Source organism: Flavobacterium sp. H4147, assembly GCF_029360735.1.
Classification (GTDB): domain Bacteria; phylum Bacteroidota; class Bacteroidia; order Flavobacteriales; family Flavobacteriaceae; genus Flavobacterium; species Flavobacterium endoglycinae.
Genome location: NZ_JARKNB010000005.1, coordinates 390,414 through 408,714 on the forward strand (window position 1 = coordinate 390,414; position 18,301 = coordinate 408,714).

Consider the following 18,301-nt stretch of genomic DNA (forward strand, 5'->3'; position numbering starts at 1 on the left):
GTCAGCGGTTTAACATCAATGGTTGTCGATTCATCAACGTTGTATATAATCGATGGAGAAGTTTCATCAGAAAATGATTTTTCAAAAATTAATCCAAGTGATCTGGTAGCCATAGACTTTTTAACTGGAGATCGTGCAAAAGCTCAATATGGAAATAAAGCTGCTAATGGAGTAATAATTATTACTACCAAAAAGGCCTTAGAAGTCTTAACTCAGGTTAAAGCCAGAAAAAATCTTTCTGAAACTGCTTTCTTTTTGCCAGATTTAAAAACAGATTCTAAAGGAAAAGTAAGTTTCAATTTTACATCACCTGAAGCTCTAACCGCTTGGAAATTCCGCTTACTCGCACATAATAAAGATGCCGTTTCTGGATATTTAGAAAAAAGTGTCATTACGCAAAAGGAATTAATGGTTCTACCTAATTTCCCGCGTTTCTTTAGAGAAAAAGATACAATCGTAATCAGTGCTAAAATTTCGAATATAACTGCCGATACTAAAACCGGAATTGCCAGTTTACAGTTTTTTGATGCCGTAACAATGCAGCCAATAGATGCAAAAATGCTTAACGCAAAAAACATTAAAAACTTTACAATTCCTGCATACGGAAATACTACTGCAAACTGGACAATTACTATTCCCGATGGTCTGCAAGGTATTCAATATAAGATTGTGGCAAAATCTGGTAATTTTTCTGATGGTGAAGAAAGTATACTTCCAGTGTTAACGAATACTATGTTGGTGACAGAAAGTATTCCTATTTGGGTTCGCGAGAATTCGACAAAAGAATACACTTTTGAAAATTTAAAAAACAATACTTCAACTTTAAAAAACCATCAATTTACGTTAGAATATACTTCTAACCCGACTTGGCTTGCCCTTCAATCTTTGCCTTACTTGATGGAATACGAGCATGAATGTGCCGAACAGACTTTTGCACGTTATTATGCTAATGCATTAGCATCTGAAATTATTACAAGTAATCCGAAGATTGCAGCTGTTTTTGAAAATTGGAAAAAAAACGGAAAACTGAATTCCAAATTAGAAGAAAACGAAGAATTGAAATCTCTTATTCTTGCCGAAACACCATGGCTGAATGATGCCCAAAGTGAAGATGAAAAGAAAAAGAATCTTGCTCTACTATTTGATTTAGAAAAAATGAAAACTTCTCAGGAAGCTACCTTTCAAAAATTAAAGCAAAAACAAAAATCATCTGGAGCATTTGGATGGTTTGATGGCGGTAATGAAAGCGAATACATTACCAGACATATTCTAGCTGGTTTAGGACATTTAGAAAAATTAAGCTCGAAAGATACTGCTGATATCGACAAAATTACTAAAACTGGAGTTCCATTTCTAGACAATAAATTTTTAGAATATCATAAATCCAGAACCGAAAACTTAAAGTCAAGCAATAAATTAATTTGGATCAACCCGTATTCTGATCTACATTATTTATATACCAGAAGTTTTTATTTAGAAAAATATCCATTGTCTGACACTTTAAAAAAAGCAGCCAAATTATATTTAGAAACTGCCAAAAAAGATTGGCTGAATTATTCTATTTACGAAAAAGGACTAGCGGCTTTAACTTTAAATCGTTTTGGTGAAAAAGAAAGCGCTAAAAAAATCATCGAGAGTTTAAAAGAAACCGCTTCGAATAATGAAGATTGGGGAATGTACTGGATTGCCAACAAAGCAGGTTGGTATTGGTATCAGGCTCCTATTGAAACTCAGGCTCTATTAATTGAAGCTTTCTCCGAAATTAATAACGATACCAAATCGGTTGATGCGATGAAAGTCTGGTTATTAAAAAACAAACAAACCAAAAACTGGCCGACAACCAAATCAACAACCGAAGCTATATATGCTTTATTAATGCAAGGAACCGATTGGCTTTCGGTAAAAGACAATACCGTGATAAAATTGGGAGATGAAAAAATCATCACTAAAAAATTAGTCGAAAATGAAAAAGAATCCGAGACGGGTTACATCAAATTAAACTGGAAAGCTGATGAAGTGAAAAAAGAAATGGCTTCGATTAAAATACAAAATAAATCAAAAGTTGTTGGTTTTGGTGGTGTGTATTGGCAGTATTTCGAAGGTTTGGATAAGATTAAAAATAATAGTGGAACTGTTTTATCAGTGTTGAAAGAATTGTATCTAAAGAAAAACACTTTAAAAGGAGATGAGTTGGTCAAAATTTCATCTAAAAATTCTTTAAAAACTGGTGATTTAGTAACCGTCCGATTAATTATTAATGCAAAAGAAGATACTGAATACATTCATTTAAAAGATATGAGAGCTTCTTGTTTTGAGCCTGTAGATGTACTTTCTGAATATCGCTACAAAGATGGTTTAGGATATTATATGAGCACAAAAGATGCCGCAACCCATTTCTTCTTTGATCAAATAAACAAAGGAACTTATGTTTTAGAATATGACATTAGAGTAAATAACAGCGGAGAATTCTCTAACGGAATTACGACAATTCAAAGTATGTATGCGCCGGAATTTACGAGCCATACCAAAGGAATCAAAATAAAAGTAAATTCCAATTTTTAAATTTCAAAAAAGAAATTCTGATAATAATCTAATATTTTTTTGTCAGGCTAAGCGAAGTCTAAGCTCTTTGCGTAAGCTTCGACCTCGCTCAGCCGGACATACTTTCTTTAAATCAAGACAATAAAAAACCCGACAAGCTTTAGAAACCTGTCGGGTTGTATTTTAAAATGAAGATTGGATTACTTTACAATCGTCAATTCATCGATAATGTTTTTAGCACCGGCGTATTTGTCGATAATCCAAAGCACATAACGAATATCTACGTTGATCGTTCTTTGTAAATTTGAATCAAAGATAACGTCACCTGCCATTGCTTCGATATTTCCATCAAAAGCGATTCCGATTAATTCTCCTTTTCCGTTAAGAACTGGTGAACCAGAATTTCCTCCAGTAATATCATTATCTGTTAAAAAGTTTACCGGCATGTAACCAGCTTTGTCAGCATATTGTCCGAAATCTTTTTTCTTGTTCAACTCTAATAAACGAGCTGGCAAGTCAAATTCCTGATCTCCTGCTTTGTATTTTTTAACCATACTTTCCATTGTAGTATAGTTGTTGATTTTAGCATCATTACGAGGATCTGCAGGTAAAGCACGAACTTTTCCGTATGTTAATCTCAATGTAGAGTTAGCATCTGGATATTTAATGGCGTTTAATTTTGATTCTCTTAAACCTTCAACTAATTCGCGGTAAGCCGTTGCAAATCCATCATCAGCTTTAGCTTGATCATCTGTTTTTGAACGATATTTGGTTAAAAGATCATTAGAAATGATATACAATGGATCATGTGCAATTGCCAATGGTTTTGGATCAGCCATAAATGCCTTTATTTTCTCTTTTGAAGTAAAATAACTTTGTTGTGTCGCTGTATTCACATCAGCAGTAAAATCACCATTGTTTGTTGTTTTCATTTTGGCAATTTGCGGAGCTAAACCATATTCTGCCGCTTTTGCTGCATATAAATTTAGCTGGGCGATTAACACCTCTTTTTCTAACGGCTCATAGAAATCTCCGTAGATATTATCAATCATAGTATTGATTTTCGGAAGCATTTCTGCTCTCTTAGCTTCGTTTTCGTTAAAGTAAGCGATCAATGCATTTCCTAAATTTGCAGGACCTGTTGCATAACTTGAAGTACGTAAAACCTGCATTAAATAATTATCGTGACGCGCTTTTAGATTCGTCTCTCTGTAATAATCATTAATCGTTGGAATTACATTTTCGTATTTTTCTTTATTTGCAGGTTTAGTTGCCCACTCATAGAATTTATCTTCTTGTTCCGTTTTTGTGTCTACCGTTCCTGCTTTTGTTAAAGCATCGATCATACCTTGACGATTTTTCCAGTAGTTTGCTGTTGAAGCATATTTAGAAGCATACTGTAAACGAACAGTTGCATCTTTGTCCATATACTTTTTCATGACATCCATTGAAGTTTTTGCACCTTCAACCCACGCAGGATAAGCATATTTAATGTTTTGCTCAATTCCTCCAGCAGGCATCCAACGATTTGTTCTTCCCGGATATCCTAATATCATAGCAAAATCATTTTCTTTTACCCCTTTTAAACTTACTGGTAAATAATGTTTTGGTTGTAACGGCACATTGTCTTTAGAATATGCAGCAGGATTTCCATCTTTATCTGCATATACTCTAAACATAGAGAAATCTCCTGTTTGGCGAGGCCATTCCCAGTTATCAGTATCTCCACCAAATTTACCAACGCTTTCAGGAGGAGTTCCCACTAAACGAACGTCTGTGTAATCTTGATAAACGAAATAATAATATTCATTTCCTTGAAAGAAAGGACGAACAGAAACGGTGTATTTTCCGTTTTCGCTGTTTTCTTTTTCAATTAAAGCGATTTCCTGCTGAATGATTTTATTTCTTTCGGTTTCTGTCATAGTATCATTTACTTTAGACAAGATTCTTTTAGAAACATCATCCATACGTACAAAGAAACGAACGTATAAAGATTTTGGCTTCAGTTCTTCCGAACGATTTTTTGCCCAGAAACCATTTTTCAAATGATTTTGTTCTGCAGTAGAAAGTTCTGCAATCGCGCTGTAACCACAGTGGTGATTCGTAAGAACCAAACCACTATTTGAAACGATTTCTGCTGTACAACCTCCGTTAAACTGTACAATCGCATCTTTTAAACTGTGGTGGTTAATACTGTAGATTTCTTCGGCTGTTAATTGCAAGCCCATTTTTTCCATATCTCTATGGTTCAGTCTTTCGATAAACATCAAAAACCACATTCCTTCATCAGCTCTTACAGGAAAAGCCATAAGGCACATGGTAAAGAATAAAAATATTTTTTTCATGTTATTTTGTTTAAGTAATGCGAATATAATTCATTTTCATAATTATCTAATCCAAAACGATTCTAAAATTGCTTATCACAATAAATTTTTAGCCTTTTATTACGAATTTAACATTTCTAAAAACAAAAAAGGTGCTCAATTTTATGAACACCTTTTTTACTGTATTATCTTTAACTGAATATTATCCTTATTCATTAAGCATTTTCCAAAGCCTGTCTTTTAAATCGGTTAAACCTTGCTGGGCAACAGAAGAAATAAACATATAAGGAACATCTTTAAAAGAAACATCTAATTCTGCTTTCAGCTCCGCCTTCAATTCGTCATCAAGCATATCACATTTTGAAATCACAACAAGACGTTCTTTGTCTAGCATTTCTGGATTGTATTTGGTCAATTCATTTACCAAAATATCATATTCTGCTTTAATATCTGCTGTATCAACAGGAATTAAAAACAATAAAGTAGAGTTTCGTTCGATATGACGAAGAAAATAATGCCCTAAACCTTTTCCTTCTGCAGCACCTTCAATAATTCCCGGAATATCGGCAATGACAAAAGATTGAAAATCTCTATAGGCTACAATTCCTAAATTGGGTTTTAAAGTGGTAAATGGATAATCTGCAATTTTTGGTTTTGCCGAAGTCAGCACAGACAATAAAGTAGATTTTCCCGCATTAGGAAAACCAACCAATCCAACATCAGCTAGAACTTTAAGTTCCAGAATAACATCCATTTCAACTCCTGGCAAACCTGGCTGTGCATAACGAGGTGTTTGATTAGTTGAACTTCTAAAATGCCAGTTTCCTAATCCTCCCTTTCCTCCTTTTGCTAGAATCTTTTTCTCGCCATGTTCTGTAACTTCAAAAAGTGTTTCTCCAGTTTCTTTGTCTTTTACAACAGTTCCCAGCGGCACTTCAATAAATTTATCTTCTCCATCAGCTCCGGTACTTCTGTCAGAACCTCCATCACCTCCATATCCTGCTTTAATGTGGCGTGCAAATTTTAAATGAAATAATGTCCAAAGCCCTTTATTTCCCACTAAATACACATGTCCACCGCGACCACCATCACCTCCGTCAGGGCCACCTTTTTCAATAAATTTCTCTCTATGTAAATGCGTAGATCCTTTTCCTCCTTTTCCGGAAGAAACATATATCTTAACGTAATCTACAAAATTTCCTTCTGTCATTTTTCTAAATTTCAGACTTTAGACTTTAGATTTTAGATTTCTCTATCTTCTATTTCTAAATTCTATTTTTATTCATTTTTCAGTCACAGTCGCAGTTTTCAGTATCAAATGTGACTGAAAACCGTACTGAAAACTTCACTTTACTCTTTAAGCGCTTTCACAAGCACTTTGTCAATTTTAACTCCATCCATATCGACTACTTCTAGAACGAATTTCTGCCAAACTAATTTTTCGCCTTCTTTTGGAATATGCGAAAGCTCAGTCATAATCATACCGCTTACCGTGTTTACTTCGTAATCATTTGTTAGCTCGTCAAGTTCAAAATAGGTTAAGAAATCGTGTAATGAATAATGCCCGTCAACCAACCATGAACCGTCTTCTCTTTCAACAAGCTGAAATTCATCTTTATAAAACTCAGAAGCATCACCTACTAAAGCTTCCAAAATATCATTCAAAGTAATCATTCCTTGAAAAACACCATATTCATCAGAAACTAACGCATAGTGAACGCCTGTTTTTTTGAAATTTTCCAACGCTTTATAAGCTGTTGTCTGCTCCATTAAGTAAGGCGCATCTGAAACTATAGCCGACAAATCAAATTGTTCGTTTTCTATGTTGGCAAAGATATTTTTAAGAGTTACAACCCCCACAATATCATCGTAATTTTCATTGTAAACCGGATAAACGGCGTGCAGATCCTGAACAACTAATTCTTTGATTTTTGCTTTATCTTCTTTTAACGGAAGCATGTCAACCGATTTACGGTGTGTCATTAACGAACTTACTTTTCTATCTCCAATATGAAAAACACGCTCTACAATATCTTGTTCAATTTCCTGTACCTCTCCTACTTCAGTTCCTTCCTTAATAATCGCTTTAATTTCTTCCTCAGTAACCTTTCCGTCAGCGGTTGGTTTTATCTGCAGAATATTCAGTAAAAATTCTGTTGAAGAAGTTAACAACCAAATGAATGGTGCTGTAATAATCGAAATTATTCTCATTGGCATTGCCACCATTTTGGCAATCGATTCAGGATAATTTAATCCGATACGTTTTGGCAGTAATTCTCCTAAAACCAAAGAGAAAAAAGTAAGAACCACAACCACTATTCCAACTGCAATAGAGTGTGCATAAGGTTTTAAAGCAGCAAAACCTGCCACAAAAAGTTCTACATCGGCTGTAATTTTATCACCAGAATAAATACCCGTTAAAATTCCAATTAAGGTAATTCCAATTTGTACAGTCGATAAAAATTTATTTGGCGAGTTTGCCAGATCAAGTGCTGTTTTGGCACTTTTATTTCCTTTTTTAGCGGCAGTTTCCAGTCTATTTTTCCTGGCCGAAATAAGGGCAATTTCGGACATAGAGAAAACTCCATTTAATAGTATTAGAAAAAATATTATTAGTATTTCCAATGTTTAGTAGATTCGTTATTAGTTTGGTTCTTTTTTAGTATGGTATTCTTCTTTTTTGCATCATTCTCACCATGGTCAGGAGAGCGAAAAAGCCCGGAGCTAAAAAACTATTTTTTTATTCCAAAAATTCAGAATAGAAAAATAGACTTTAGCATTCCAGACTTTAAAAACGTCAGCTGTCCCGAAAAAATCTCGGAAAGCTTCTACAAATTATCTATAACTGACGTTAATCGTTTTGTAATTTCTTCGATAGTTCCAATACCGTTTACAGCGTGAAACTTACCTTGTTCTTTATAATATCCAATTAATGGAGCTGTTTTTTCGTTGTATTCCTGATATCTCACACGAATTTTTTCTTCATCCTGATCATCAGCTCTTCCGCTTGTTTTTCCTCTTTCCAGCAAACGCGCTACCAAAATCTCGTCATCAGCTTCTAAAGCAATTGTAGCAGTTACGCTAGAGCCAATTGTTGGTAAAAATTTATCTAAAGCCTCTGCTTGATTAATTGTTCTTGGGTAACCGTCGAACAAGAATCCTGCTGTATCTGGGTGTTTTTTAACTTCGTCAATTAACATTGCAGTTGTAACTTCGCAAGGAACCAATTCTCCATTGTCCATATAAACTCTTGCTTGTTTTCCTAGTTCAGTATCATTTTTTAAATTGAAACGAAAAATATCTCCAGTAGAAAGGTGTGTTAAATTGTATTTTTCTTTTAAAAATTCTGCCTGAGTTCCTTTTCCTGCACCAGGCTTTCCAAATAAAACGATATTAATCATAATGAATTTGAGTGTTGTTACTTCTTATTTTTCAAGAAGTTTTAAATGAATATATAGTTGTGTTTTGTTTTTACTTATTCTGCTAATTTGTAAACTTCTGTTAAGTTTCGTCCTAAACCATCGTAGTCAAGCCCGTAACCCACAATAAATTTATTTGGGATTCTAATTCCCACATAATCAATCTTCATATCTTTTTTATAAGCTTCTGGTTTAAAGAACAATGTTGCCACTTTAAAATGTTTTACATTTTGCGCTTTAAACAAATGCTTCAATTCTTCGATAGTATTTCCAGTATCGACGATATCTTCAATGATAACAACGCTTCTTCCTGACAAATCCTGATTGATTCCAATTAATTCTTTAACCGAATTGGTACTTTCAGTTCCTTCGTAAGAAGCCATTTTTATGAATGAAACCTCGCAAGGTTTTTTATACTTTTTTAAAAAATCCGAAACTACCATAAAAGCTCCGTTCAAAACCCCAATAAAAATTGGCGTATCATCTCCAAAATCATCTTCTACCTGTGCCACTAATTTGGTTAAAGCAAAATCAATTTCTTTAGCCGAAATAAACGGAACAAATTGTTTATCGTGAAGTTGTATCATTATTTTTAATTTTAAAATAATGGACAAAGATACAGAATTAGAACTTAACAGTTTATATCAAAATAGACTGTCCTAACATATTTTTTACGAATGTTAAATATCAGTTAATATTTACAAAACAATTCCAGACACTATTTTAAAATTCAGTAAATTGTTGTGATATAAATATTTAACTCCAAGACACTGATGAGAAAATCCTTAACCTTATTTTCAATACCACTATTAGCCCTGATGACTGCCTGTAATGGACAGGTAAAAAAAGAAGAAAAAGAAGCGCTTGCCAAACAACCTGGCAATGTTGTAAAAACTGCTATTGGAGATATTACACTCCCTCCTCCATACGCTACAGAATCTAAAACAAACAACAGCAAAGTTATTGGCTGGCCAAAGGGCAAAACGCCTATAGCACCACAAGGTTTTACAGTTACAAAATTTGCCGATGGTTTCGAAAATCCGCGTTGGACTTATATTGCGCCTAATCAAGATATTTTTGTAGTAGAAAGCGGTACGCGCGCCAGCAAAAATCAAATTACCGTTTTACGTGATAAAGACAAAGACGGAAAATTTGAAACGCGCGAAGTTTTTATTAAAGACCTCAACAAGCCTTTTGGCATGCTGGTTTTAAAAGACTTTTTCTATATCGCCAATACAGACGGATTATACCGTTATCCTTATAAAAACAATCCGCTGAAATTAGAAACAAAAGGCGAAAAAATATTAGAACTTCCTGCCGGAGGTTACAACAACCACTGGACACGAAATTTATTAGCAAGTCCTGACGGAAGCAAAATTTATGTTTCTGTAGGTTCTGGAAGTAATAATGCCGAACATGGAATTGACAAAGAAGTGCGCCGCGCGGCCATTCTTGAAATTAATCCTGATGGAACTGGAGAAAAAACCTATGCTTCAGGACTTAGAAATCCTGTTGGGATGGATTGGAATCCTGTAAATAAAGAATTGTGGACTGCCGTAAATGAACGCGATGAATTAGGCGACGATCTAGTTCCCGACTATATTACGAGTGTAAAAAGAGATGGTTTTTACGGATGGCCATATGCTTATTTTGGAAATATTCCTGATCCAAGAATGAAAGGCCAAAGAAAAGATTTAGTTGAAAAAACAATTGTTCCAGATGTGCCTGTGGGTTCTCACACCGCTTCTTTAGGATTGGCTTTTTATACCAAAGATGCTTTTCCTGCCAAATATAAAAACGGTGTTTTTGTAGGACAACATGGTTCTTGGAATCGTTCTAAAATTTCGGGTTATAAAGTATTATTCGTTCCTTTTAAAGATGGCAAACCTTCAGGAAAACCAGAAGACTTTTTAACTGGTTTTATCTCTGATGAAAATAAAGCTGAAGTTTACGGACGTCCGGTTGCCGTAACCGTTATGAATGACGGATCGCTTTTAGTAAACGATGACAGCGGAAATACCATTTGGAAAGTTTCGGCTAAATAAAAATTTCCATTTATAAAACTCAAATTCCAATCTAAATGCTGATTGGAATGAACTAAAAAGAAAATTTTAAACACATAGAGACATAGATTTTTGCTTAAAAAGAAGTTGTTACATAAACTGTTTTTACACATAATCAATATGTGAATTTAAATAAGTCAAACGCCTTTTTTGCCTCAATCAAAACTATGTTTCTATGTGTTAAAATTATAAGCCTTTAATCTCATTTTATGCTTCTAAAAAAATATTGTTTTTTTCTTTCCGCACTATTGGTTCTCCAAAATATTTCGGCACAAAAGAAACAAAACAAAACTACTGATTCCACAAAAACTGAAAAACTCAAAGAAGTTGTTATAAGTCCGCTTCATATTGGTACCAATTTGTTAAATACACCTGCTGCAATTGGTATTCTTTCCAAAAAAGATTTACTTCAAAATAACACAACCGATATTACAACAGTTATCAATACGATTCCGGGTGTATTCATGCAGTCTTCGAATTTTACTACAAGCCGAATTTCGATTCGCGGTATTGGCGCAAGAACGACTTATGGAACCAATAAAATCAGAGCTTTTTACGGCAGTATACCGCTGACTTCTGGAAACAGCGAAACTGTAATTGATGATATTGACCTTGAAAACCTCAACCAAATCGAAATCATTAAAGGTCCGCTTTCGAGCGTTTACGGCGCTGGATTGGGCGGCGCAATTTTAATTTCACCTCAGCTTTCTAAAAACAACGGACAATCTGCCGGCATAAGCACCGTTTTTGGTTCTTACGGATTATTGAAGAACAGTTTGAATTATAGTATAGATGAAAAAACAGGAAGTTTAAACATTAGTTATCATAACTTAAAAACCGACGGCTGGCGGGAAAACAGCGCTTACAATCGCGAAGGCGTTACACTTGCCGGAGAATTATTTAGAAAAGAAAACAGTAAACTTACCTACTTTTCTAACTATACCTATTTGAAAGCCTATATTCCTAGTTCAATTAGTAAAGAAGTTTTTAATACAAATCCAAAAGCTGGAGCGCCAACTTGGGTGGCTTCAAAAGGATATAAAGAATACAAATCAGTTTTAGGCGGATTGGCTTATGATTTTAAAATTAATGACAACTTGAACAATTCCACTTCAGTTTTCATTAATTATAAAGACAGCAACGAACCTCGTCCGTTTGATATTCTCCGTCAATATACATTTGCAACAGGTGCCAGAACTCAGTTTTCGGGGGATTTTAAAATCGGAAAAATTAAAAATCAATTTATTGCTGGTGTAGAATATTTCACAGATACCTATAATGGAAATACGTTCCAAAATCTGTATCAGCAAAATAATGGTTTAGGAAGTCTGCAGGGAAATCAGCTTACAGAAAACGATCAAAAAAGACATTTTTACAATATATTTTCTCAATTAAGAACTTTACTGTCGGAACAATTTGAAATTCAAGCCGGCTTAAATTATAACAAAACCAGATTTGATCTTACTAATTATACTCAAAACATCAATGAGGAATATAGTTATGATGGCATTTTCTCGCCTCAAATTTCACTTCTTTACAAACCCAATTCTTTACAAACACTTTATTTTTCTGTGAGCCGAGGATTTTCACTTCCAGCAACAGAAGAAACTCTAACAAGTGAAGGCACAATTAATCCGGACATAAAACCCGAAAACGGTTATAATTTTGAAGTTGGCGGAAAATTCTACTTTCTTAATAAAAAGCTTTACACCGAAATTTCTTTATACCGAATGGAAATTAAAGATTTACTCGTTGCCAAAAGAGTCGGTGATGATCAATATGTGGGAACAAATGCTGGAAAAACATCTCACGAAGGAATCGAAATTACTTTAAATCACAATTGGCCCATTAATCGTTTTTTAACATTGAACTCTTACGCCTCGGGATCTATAGGAAATTACAAATTCAAAGAGTTTATCGATAATGGCAATAATTTTTCTAGAAACAAACTCACAGGTGTTGCACCACAAAAAATTAATGCCGGCATAATAGTAAACACTAATTTTGGCATTTACTTAAGTGCCGATTATCAATTTGTAGGCGAAATTCAGTTAAACGATGCCAATACCGCTTATTCAGATTCATACGATATTCTAAATTTAAAAACAGGTTATCGATTCGAGATTTTACGAGGATTAACAAGTCATATCGCCGCTGGTGTAAATAATGTAACGAATGAAAAATATGCTTCACTAATTCTGCCAAATGCAGTGCCAACAGGAAACTCATCTCCAAGGTATTATTATCCCGGACTTCCTGTAAATTATCATGGAACTGTATCTTTAAATTATTTATTTTAGATGCTTGAAACCAAATTAAATTCAATGACCGTACTTTCTGAATTACAGGAAAAACTGGATTATGTAAGCGCCTACCGGGAAAACCGTTTAAAGTGCGCGCAGGTTATTCTCGAAAATCCATATTTGTTTACTGAATTAATTTCCATTTGTTTCTCGCCCGAAGACAAGAACAATCACAAAGCCTGCTGGATTTTAGAATTTGTATCGTATGAAGAATTGCTTTGGCTCCAGCCGCATCTGGATTTTTTCTGTTCTAATTTGAAAATTCTAAAAGATGAAAGTTCCATTCGTCCCATTGCAAAAGTGATGCAGCTTTTAGTCAAATCTCATTATAAAAAAGATGAAAACAGTATTCATTTATCAGAAGAAAACCTTCAGGAATGTATAGAAGCAAGTTTTGACTGGTTGATTAATGATGTGAAAGTGGCTACAAAAGCCTACTCGATAAGAACATTATATATTTTAGGGAATCATTACGATTGGATTCATCCAGAACTAAAAATGATTATTGACAAAGATTTCGGAGATCATTCTGCGGCATACAAAGCCGTCGCAAAGGAAGTTTTGAAGAAAATAAAATAGGTTATTGACAGCCACGAATTCACGAATTTTTTTTACACAAAGCAAAAAAGAAAATTCGTGAATTCGTGGCGGGAAAAACTAAATTTTGGCTGAAAAAAGATTAAAAAGTATCTTTGCAAAAACACAACTCAAAATGAATTATTTTTCTTCTGATTTTAAATTAGGAATATTAGGCGGCGGACAATTAGGTAAAATGCTTCTGTTCGACACCAGAAAATTTGACATACAAACTTACGTTCTCGACCCAAGCGACGAAGCGCCTAGCAAAATTGCCTGCAATAAATTCTTTCAAGGCGATTTAATGGATTACGATACGGTTTACAACTTTGGTAAACAAGTCGATGTTTTGACTTTCGAAATCGAATTGGTAAACCTTGAAGCTTTAACACAATTAGAAAACGAAGGCTTAAAAGTATATCCATCTCCAAAAACCTTAAAAGGAATTCAGAATAAAGGAACTCAAAAAGACTTTTATACAGAAAGTAATATCCCTACGGCTTCTTATCTACGATTTGAAAACCCTGAACATTTACAAAAGTCGGTTGGAAATAATGAAATAACAATTCCATTTGTATGGAAATGCACTGAATTTGGTTACGATGGAAATGGCGTAAAAGTAATTCGTCAGATTTCTGACATGGATGATTTACCAAATGTTGAATGTATCGCCGAAACTATGGTTCCGTTCAAAAACGAACTCGCAGTAATTGTGGTAAGAAATCCATCAGGAGAAATAAAAACCTATCCAGTTGTCGAAATGGAATTTCATCCAGAAGCTAACCAAGTGGAATACGTAATCTGCCCGGCAAGAATCGACGAAAAAGTCGCGGAAAAAGCAAGAGCAATTGCATTAAATGTTTCTGAAAAATTCAATCACGTTGGACTTTTAGCAGTTGAAATGTTCCAAACTCAGGATGACGAAATTTTGGTAAACGAAGTAGCGCCGCGTCCGCACAACTCTGGTCATTATTCTATCGAGGCAAGTTATACCTCGCAATTTGAAAATCATTTACGCGCTATTTTAGATCTTCCGTTAGGAAATACAGACAGCAAAGTAGCTGGAATTATGGTAAATTTAGTAGGTGCCGAAGGTTATTCTGGAAATGTCGTATATGAAAACATCGAAACCATTTTAGGATGGAACGGCGTTACACCACATATTTACGGAAAAAAACAAACGCGTCCTTTTAGAAAAATGGGTCACGTAACGATCGTAAATGAAGATATGCAGGAAGCTAGACGTATTGCAGAAGATGTTAAGAATACTATTAAAGTTATTAGTGCATCATAATTTAAATGAAAAAAGTATTAAAAATCTTTGGATTAATAGTCTTACTTTATATCACAGCACAATTAATACCTATAACTAAACACGGGAGAGGTTTTACAATAGGTTTTCCATTTCGCGTATTTGGAAAAGTTGATGAAGAATGTTATATTACAAAGTATTTTTATCCAGAATTTTTGATTATAAATTTCATTATAATTACAATTGTTGTACTTATAATTTATTCTATAAGTAAATTAATCAAATCCCGATTAAAAAAATACCCTGCAAACAGGAAAACATAAAACAAATGGCAATTTTCAGACTCAGCAAAACTTGAAACCTGAAACTTGAAACAAAAATAAAAACATGAGCAAAGTAGCTATTATAATGGGAAGCATCTCAGATATGCCAGTTATGCAAGATGCAATCGACATATTAAAACAATTCAATGTTGAAGTTGAAGTAGATATCGTTTCGGCACATAGAACGCCGGAAAAATTATTCGATTTCAGTAAAAATGCACACAATCGCGGGATTTCGGTAATTATTGCCGGCGCGGGCGGTGCAGCACATTTACCAGGAATGGTGGCTTCTATGTCTCCGCTTCCTGTAATTGGAGTTCCAGTAAAGTCAAGCAACTCAATTGATGGCTGGGATTCTGTTTTATCTATTTTACAAATGCCAGGTGGCGTTCCTGTTGCAACAGTAGCTTTAAACGGAGCAAAAAATGCCGGAATTTTAGCAGCTCAAATCATTGGAAGCCATGACAAAAAAGTTTTGGACACGATTATTGCTTATAAAGAAGAATTGAAAGCGGCGGTTAATAAAGCGGCTGAAGGATTGAAAAAATAATTCTCCTATAAATTCCTGCAAGGTTTTCAAAACCTTGTAGGTTTGATTATTGCAATCAAAAATTAGAATACTTCAAAAATACCTACAAGGTTTTGAAAACCTTGCAGGACAAAAATCTACAATATGAGCGTATTAACACAATATTTCAATACCAAACATAACACCGCGCCTTTTTCGCAGATTAAAATCGAAGATTACGTTCCTGCTTTTCAGGAAGGGATTGCTTTGGCTAAAGCTGAAATTGATGCGATTGTAAATAATCCAGACGCGCCAACTTTTGAAAACACAATTGTCGCAATGGATTATTCGGGCGACATTTTAGATCGTCTTTCTAGTATTTTCTTCAATTTAAATTCGGCTGAAACGAATGACGAAATGCAGAAAATTGCGCAGGAAGTTTCGCCTTGGCTTTCTGAATTTGGAAATGACATTCGCTTAAATGCGGAATTGTTTGCACGCGTAAAAGCAGTTTACGATCAAAAAGAAAGTTTGAACCTCAACCCAGAGCAAACGACTTTATTAGATAAAAAATACAAAAGCTTTTCCAGAAACGGAGCGAATTTGCCAGAAGACAAGAAAAATCAGTTAAGAGAAATCGACAAAGAATTATCGAAATTGAGTTTACAGTTTGGCGAAAATGTTTTGGCAGAAACCAACAACTTCGAATTGCATTTAACCGACGAGAAAGATCTTTCAGGTTTGCCAGAAGGCACAATCGAAGCGGCTAGATTATTAGCCAAAAACCAAGAAAAAGAAGGCTGGATTTTTACTTTAGACCATCCAAGCTATGTTCCGTTTTTAACTTATGCTGATAATCGTGAACTGCGTAAAAAAATGGCCATTGCTTTTGGCGCAAAAGGTTTTCAGAAAAATGAATTCAATAACGAGGAAAATGTTTTAAAGATTGCGAAATTGCGTCATGAAAGAGCCAATTTACTGGGTTATAAAACGCACGCTCATTTTGTTTTGGAAGAAAGAATGGCCGAAAGTCCAGAAAAAGTATTTTCTTTCTTGAATGATTTATTGGCAAAAGCAAAACCTGCTGCTCAAAAAGAATTTGCAGAATTATCCGCTTTCGCAAAAGAGTTGCACGGAATTGAGCAATTAGAAAAATGGGACGGCGCTTATTATTCTGAAAAATTAAAACAACAGCTTTTTAATTTAGATGATGAAAAACTAAAACCTTATTTCCAATTAGAAAAAGTTTTGGAAGGTGCTTTTACAGTCGCTAAAAAATTGTACGGTTTGACTTTTACCGAAGTTTTCGATATCGATAAATACCATGAAGAAGTAACAACTTATGAGGTTCGTGATGCTAATAATAATTTAGTTTCGATTTTCTATGCTGATTTCTTCCCTAGAAAAGGAAAAAGAAACGGCGCTTGGATGACTTCATTCAAATCACAATATGTAAAAGATGGCGTAAACGAAAGACCGCACATTTCGAACGTTTGCAACTTTACAAAACCAACCGAAACAAAACCTTCCTTATTGACTTTTAACGAGGTAACGACTTTATTCCACGAATTTGGTCATGGATTACACGGAATGTTGGCAGATACGGTTTATCCAAGTTTATCTGGAACTTCTGTTTATTGGGACTTTGTAGAATTACCAAGCCAGATTATGGAGAATTGGTGTTACGAACCAGAAGCTTTGGCCTTATTCGCAAACCATTACGAAACAGGAGAAATTATTCCGATTGAATATGTTCAGAAAATTAAAGAAAGTGCAAGTTTCCAAGAAGGTTTAGCAACATTGCGTCAGTTAAGTTTCGGATTGTTAGATATGGCTTGGCACGGACAAGACCCAACCAATATTACAGATTTGAAAACTTTCGAAACCGAACAATTTGCCAACACGCAATTGTATCCAGATGTGAAAGAAAACGCAATGAGTACTGCTTTTTCGCATATTTTCCAAGGTGGGTATTCTTCTGGATATTACAGCTACAAATGGGCAGAAGTTCTAGATGCAGATGCTTTTGAATATTTCCATGAAAATGGAATTTTCAATGAAGAAATCGCTAAAAAATTCAAAGACAATGTTCTTTCAAAAGGAGGAACAGAACATCCTATGACTTTATACAAACGTTTTAGAGGCCAGGAACCAAAACCTGAAGCTTTGTTGAAGAGAGCAGGACTTTTATAATTTTAGATTTCTGAATTTAGATTAAGATTCTTTACCCAATAAATTTAGATTAAACCGAAGCTTTTTGCTTCGGTTTTTTTATTTGATTTTGTCTAACTATATTAGTATTTTTAAATCTTAATCTTACAAAATACATTTTGAAAAAATATTTTAAAATAGCACTTTATCTTGTCATTATCGGATTGGTTACGATTGTTTCTGTAAATTATTATGTGGTTTCTTCAACTAAAACTAAAATTTATTATTCCGCTAAAAAGTTTCCAAAGAATGATGTCGGAATTATTTTTGGCGCTGGAATTAATGACAATCAGCCAAGCAAATATTTAAAAGACCGACTTGATGCCGGAATCCTGCTTTGGAAAACAAAACGCATCAATAAAATTCTGCTTTCTGGAGATAATGGTCGTGAAGAATATGATGAATTGACGGTAATGAAGAATTATTGTTACTCGCACGGAGTTGACACTACAAAAATTTTTATTGATTATGCTGGTTTCGATACCTATTCGACAATGTATCGGGCAAAACATATTTTTAAAATCAAAAGAGCTACTTTGATTTCTCAGAAATACCATTTAAACCGCGCGATTTACATAGGAAATAAATTGGGAATAAAATCAGCTGGATATTCTGCAAATAAAGGAGAATATTTAGGTTATAATTATGTCCAGTTTAGAGAATGCCTTTCAAGATGTAAATCCTTTTTTGATGTTCTAAGAAATCGCGAGCCGAAGTTTTTAGGCAGAGAAATTAATATTAATGGAGAATCGAATTATTCAAAAGATGATAAACGATAAAA

13 protein-coding genes are annotated in these 18,301 nt (G+C 34.3%); 8 read left to right on the plus strand and 5 right to left on the minus strand.

The window, feature by feature from the left end; genetic code table 11:
- Nucleotides 1-18 precede the first annotated feature (18 nt).
- On the plus strand, nt 19-2,562 hold the full coding sequence (locus tag P2W75_RS22170; RefSeq protein WP_276382105.1) for an alpha-2-macroglobulin family protein: 2,544 nt from the start codon (nt 19-21) through the stop codon (nt 2,560-2,562).
- Nucleotides 2,563-2,741: 179 nt separating this feature from the next.
- Here P2W75_RS22170 and P2W75_RS22175 read toward each other — a convergent pair whose 3' ends face one another.
- The 5 genes from P2W75_RS22175 to hpt all read right to left on the minus strand — a co-directional run bounded on the left by P2W75_RS22175 (nt 2,742) and on the right by hpt (nt 8,871).
- Entirely contained in the window at nt 2,742-4,886 is a 2,145-nt protein-coding gene (locus tag P2W75_RS22175; protein WP_276382106.1) for a S46 family peptidase, read from the minus strand.
- A 187-nt stretch (nt 4,887-5,073) separates the two neighbouring features.
- A complete protein-coding gene (gene obgE, locus P2W75_RS22180) occupies nt 5,074-6,075 on the minus strand; it encodes a GTPase ObgE (RefSeq protein ID WP_207294636.1) in 1,002 nt (333 codons plus the stop codon).
- Nucleotides 6,076-6,215: 140 nt separating this feature from the next.
- Entirely contained in the window at nt 6,216-7,490 is a 1,275-nt protein-coding gene (locus P2W75_RS22185; RefSeq protein ID WP_207294635.1) for a hemolysin family protein, read from the minus strand.
- Nucleotides 7,491-7,693: 203 nt separating this feature from the next.
- Entirely contained in the window at nt 7,694-8,266 is a 573-nt protein-coding gene (locus P2W75_RS22190; protein WP_207294634.1) for an adenylate kinase, read from the minus strand.
- Between the two features lie 74 nt (nt 8,267-8,340).
- The gene (gene hpt, locus P2W75_RS22195; RefSeq protein ID WP_207294633.1) at nt 8,341-8,871 is read right to left on the minus strand and encodes a hypoxanthine phosphoribosyltransferase; all 531 of its coding nucleotides are present in this window, start codon (nt 8,869-8,871) and stop codon (nt 8,341-8,343) included.
- 186 nt (nt 8,872-9,057) lie between these two features.
- Between hpt and P2W75_RS22200 the strand changes: the two genes are divergently transcribed.
- From P2W75_RS22200 to P2W75_RS22230, 7 genes are all read left to right on the plus strand, one after another.
- A complete protein-coding gene (locus tag P2W75_RS22200; protein ID WP_276382107.1) occupies nt 9,058-10,329 on the plus strand; it encodes a sorbosone dehydrogenase family protein in 1,272 nt (423 codons plus the stop codon).
- A 227-nt stretch (nt 10,330-10,556) separates the two neighbouring features.
- Nucleotides 10,557-12,647, plus strand: a complete 2,091-nt coding sequence (locus P2W75_RS22205) for a TonB-dependent receptor (RefSeq protein WP_276382108.1) — start codon at nt 10,557-10,559, stop codon at nt 12,645-12,647.
- Nucleotides 12,648-12,671: 24 nt separating this feature from the next.
- Nucleotides 12,672-13,229, plus strand: coding sequence for a hypothetical protein (locus P2W75_RS22210; RefSeq protein ID WP_276382109.1), 558 nt, complete (start codon nt 12,672-12,674; stop codon nt 13,227-13,229).
- A 133-nt stretch (nt 13,230-13,362) separates the two neighbouring features.
- Nucleotides 13,363-14,520, plus strand: coding sequence for a 5-(carboxyamino)imidazole ribonucleotide synthase (locus P2W75_RS22215; RefSeq protein ID WP_276382110.1), 1,158 nt, complete (start codon nt 13,363-13,365; stop codon nt 14,518-14,520).
- A gap of 345 nt (nt 14,521-14,865) precedes the next feature.
- Nucleotides 14,866-15,351, plus strand: a complete 486-nt coding sequence (purE, locus tag P2W75_RS22220; RefSeq protein ID WP_110305564.1) for a 5-(carboxyamino)imidazole ribonucleotide mutase — start codon at nt 14,866-14,868, stop codon at nt 15,349-15,351.
- Nucleotides 15,352-15,474: 123 nt separating this feature from the next.
- Entirely contained in the window at nt 15,475-17,502 is a 2,028-nt protein-coding gene (locus P2W75_RS22225) for a M3 family metallopeptidase (RefSeq protein WP_276382111.1), read from the plus strand.
- A 137-nt stretch (nt 17,503-17,639) separates the two neighbouring features.
- Nucleotides 17,640-18,299: a vancomycin high temperature exclusion protein gene (locus P2W75_RS22230; RefSeq protein ID WP_276382112.1), complete on the plus strand. Its 660-nt coding sequence runs from the start codon at nt 17,640-17,642 to the stop codon at nt 18,297-18,299.
- The last annotated feature ends 2 nt before the right edge of the window (nt 18,300-18,301 follow it).

What these genes read in the sequence shown, in the direction of transcription:
- P2W75_RS22215 (WP_276382110.1), top strand. Translation starts at nt 13,363, where the DNA reads ATGAATTATTTTTCTTCTGATTTTAAATTAGGAATATTAGGCGGCGGA.
- P2W75_RS22175 (WP_276382106.1), bottom strand. Translation starts at nt 4,886, where the DNA reads ATGAAAAAAATATTTTTATTCTTTACCATGTGCCTTATGGCTTTTCCT.
- obgE (WP_207294636.1), bottom strand. Translation starts at nt 6,075, where the DNA reads ATGACAGAAGGAAATTTTGTAGATTACGTTAAGATATATGTTTCTTCC.
- purE (WP_110305564.1), top strand. Translation starts at nt 14,866, where the DNA reads ATGAGCAAAGTAGCTATTATAATGGGAAGCATCTCAGATATGCCAGTT.
- P2W75_RS22190 (WP_207294634.1), bottom strand. Translation starts at nt 8,266, where the DNA reads ATGATTAATATCGTTTTATTTGGAAAGCCTGGTGCAGGAAAAGGAACT.
- P2W75_RS22170 (WP_276382105.1), top strand. Translation starts at nt 19, where the DNA reads ATGGTTGTCGATTCATCAACGTTGTATATAATCGATGGAGAAGTTTCA.
- P2W75_RS22225 (WP_276382111.1), top strand. Translation starts at nt 15,475, where the DNA reads ATGAGCGTATTAACACAATATTTCAATACCAAACATAACACCGCGCCT.
- P2W75_RS22200 (WP_276382107.1), top strand. Translation starts at nt 9,058, where the DNA reads ATGAGAAAATCCTTAACCTTATTTTCAATACCACTATTAGCCCTGATG.
- P2W75_RS22210 (WP_276382109.1), top strand. Translation starts at nt 12,672, where the DNA reads ATGACCGTACTTTCTGAATTACAGGAAAAACTGGATTATGTAAGCGCC.
- hpt (WP_207294633.1), bottom strand. Translation starts at nt 8,871, where the DNA reads ATGATACAACTTCACGATAAACAATTTGTTCCGTTTATTTCGGCTAAA.
- P2W75_RS22205 (WP_276382108.1), top strand. Translation starts at nt 10,557, where the DNA reads ATGCTTCTAAAAAAATATTGTTTTTTTCTTTCCGCACTATTGGTTCTC.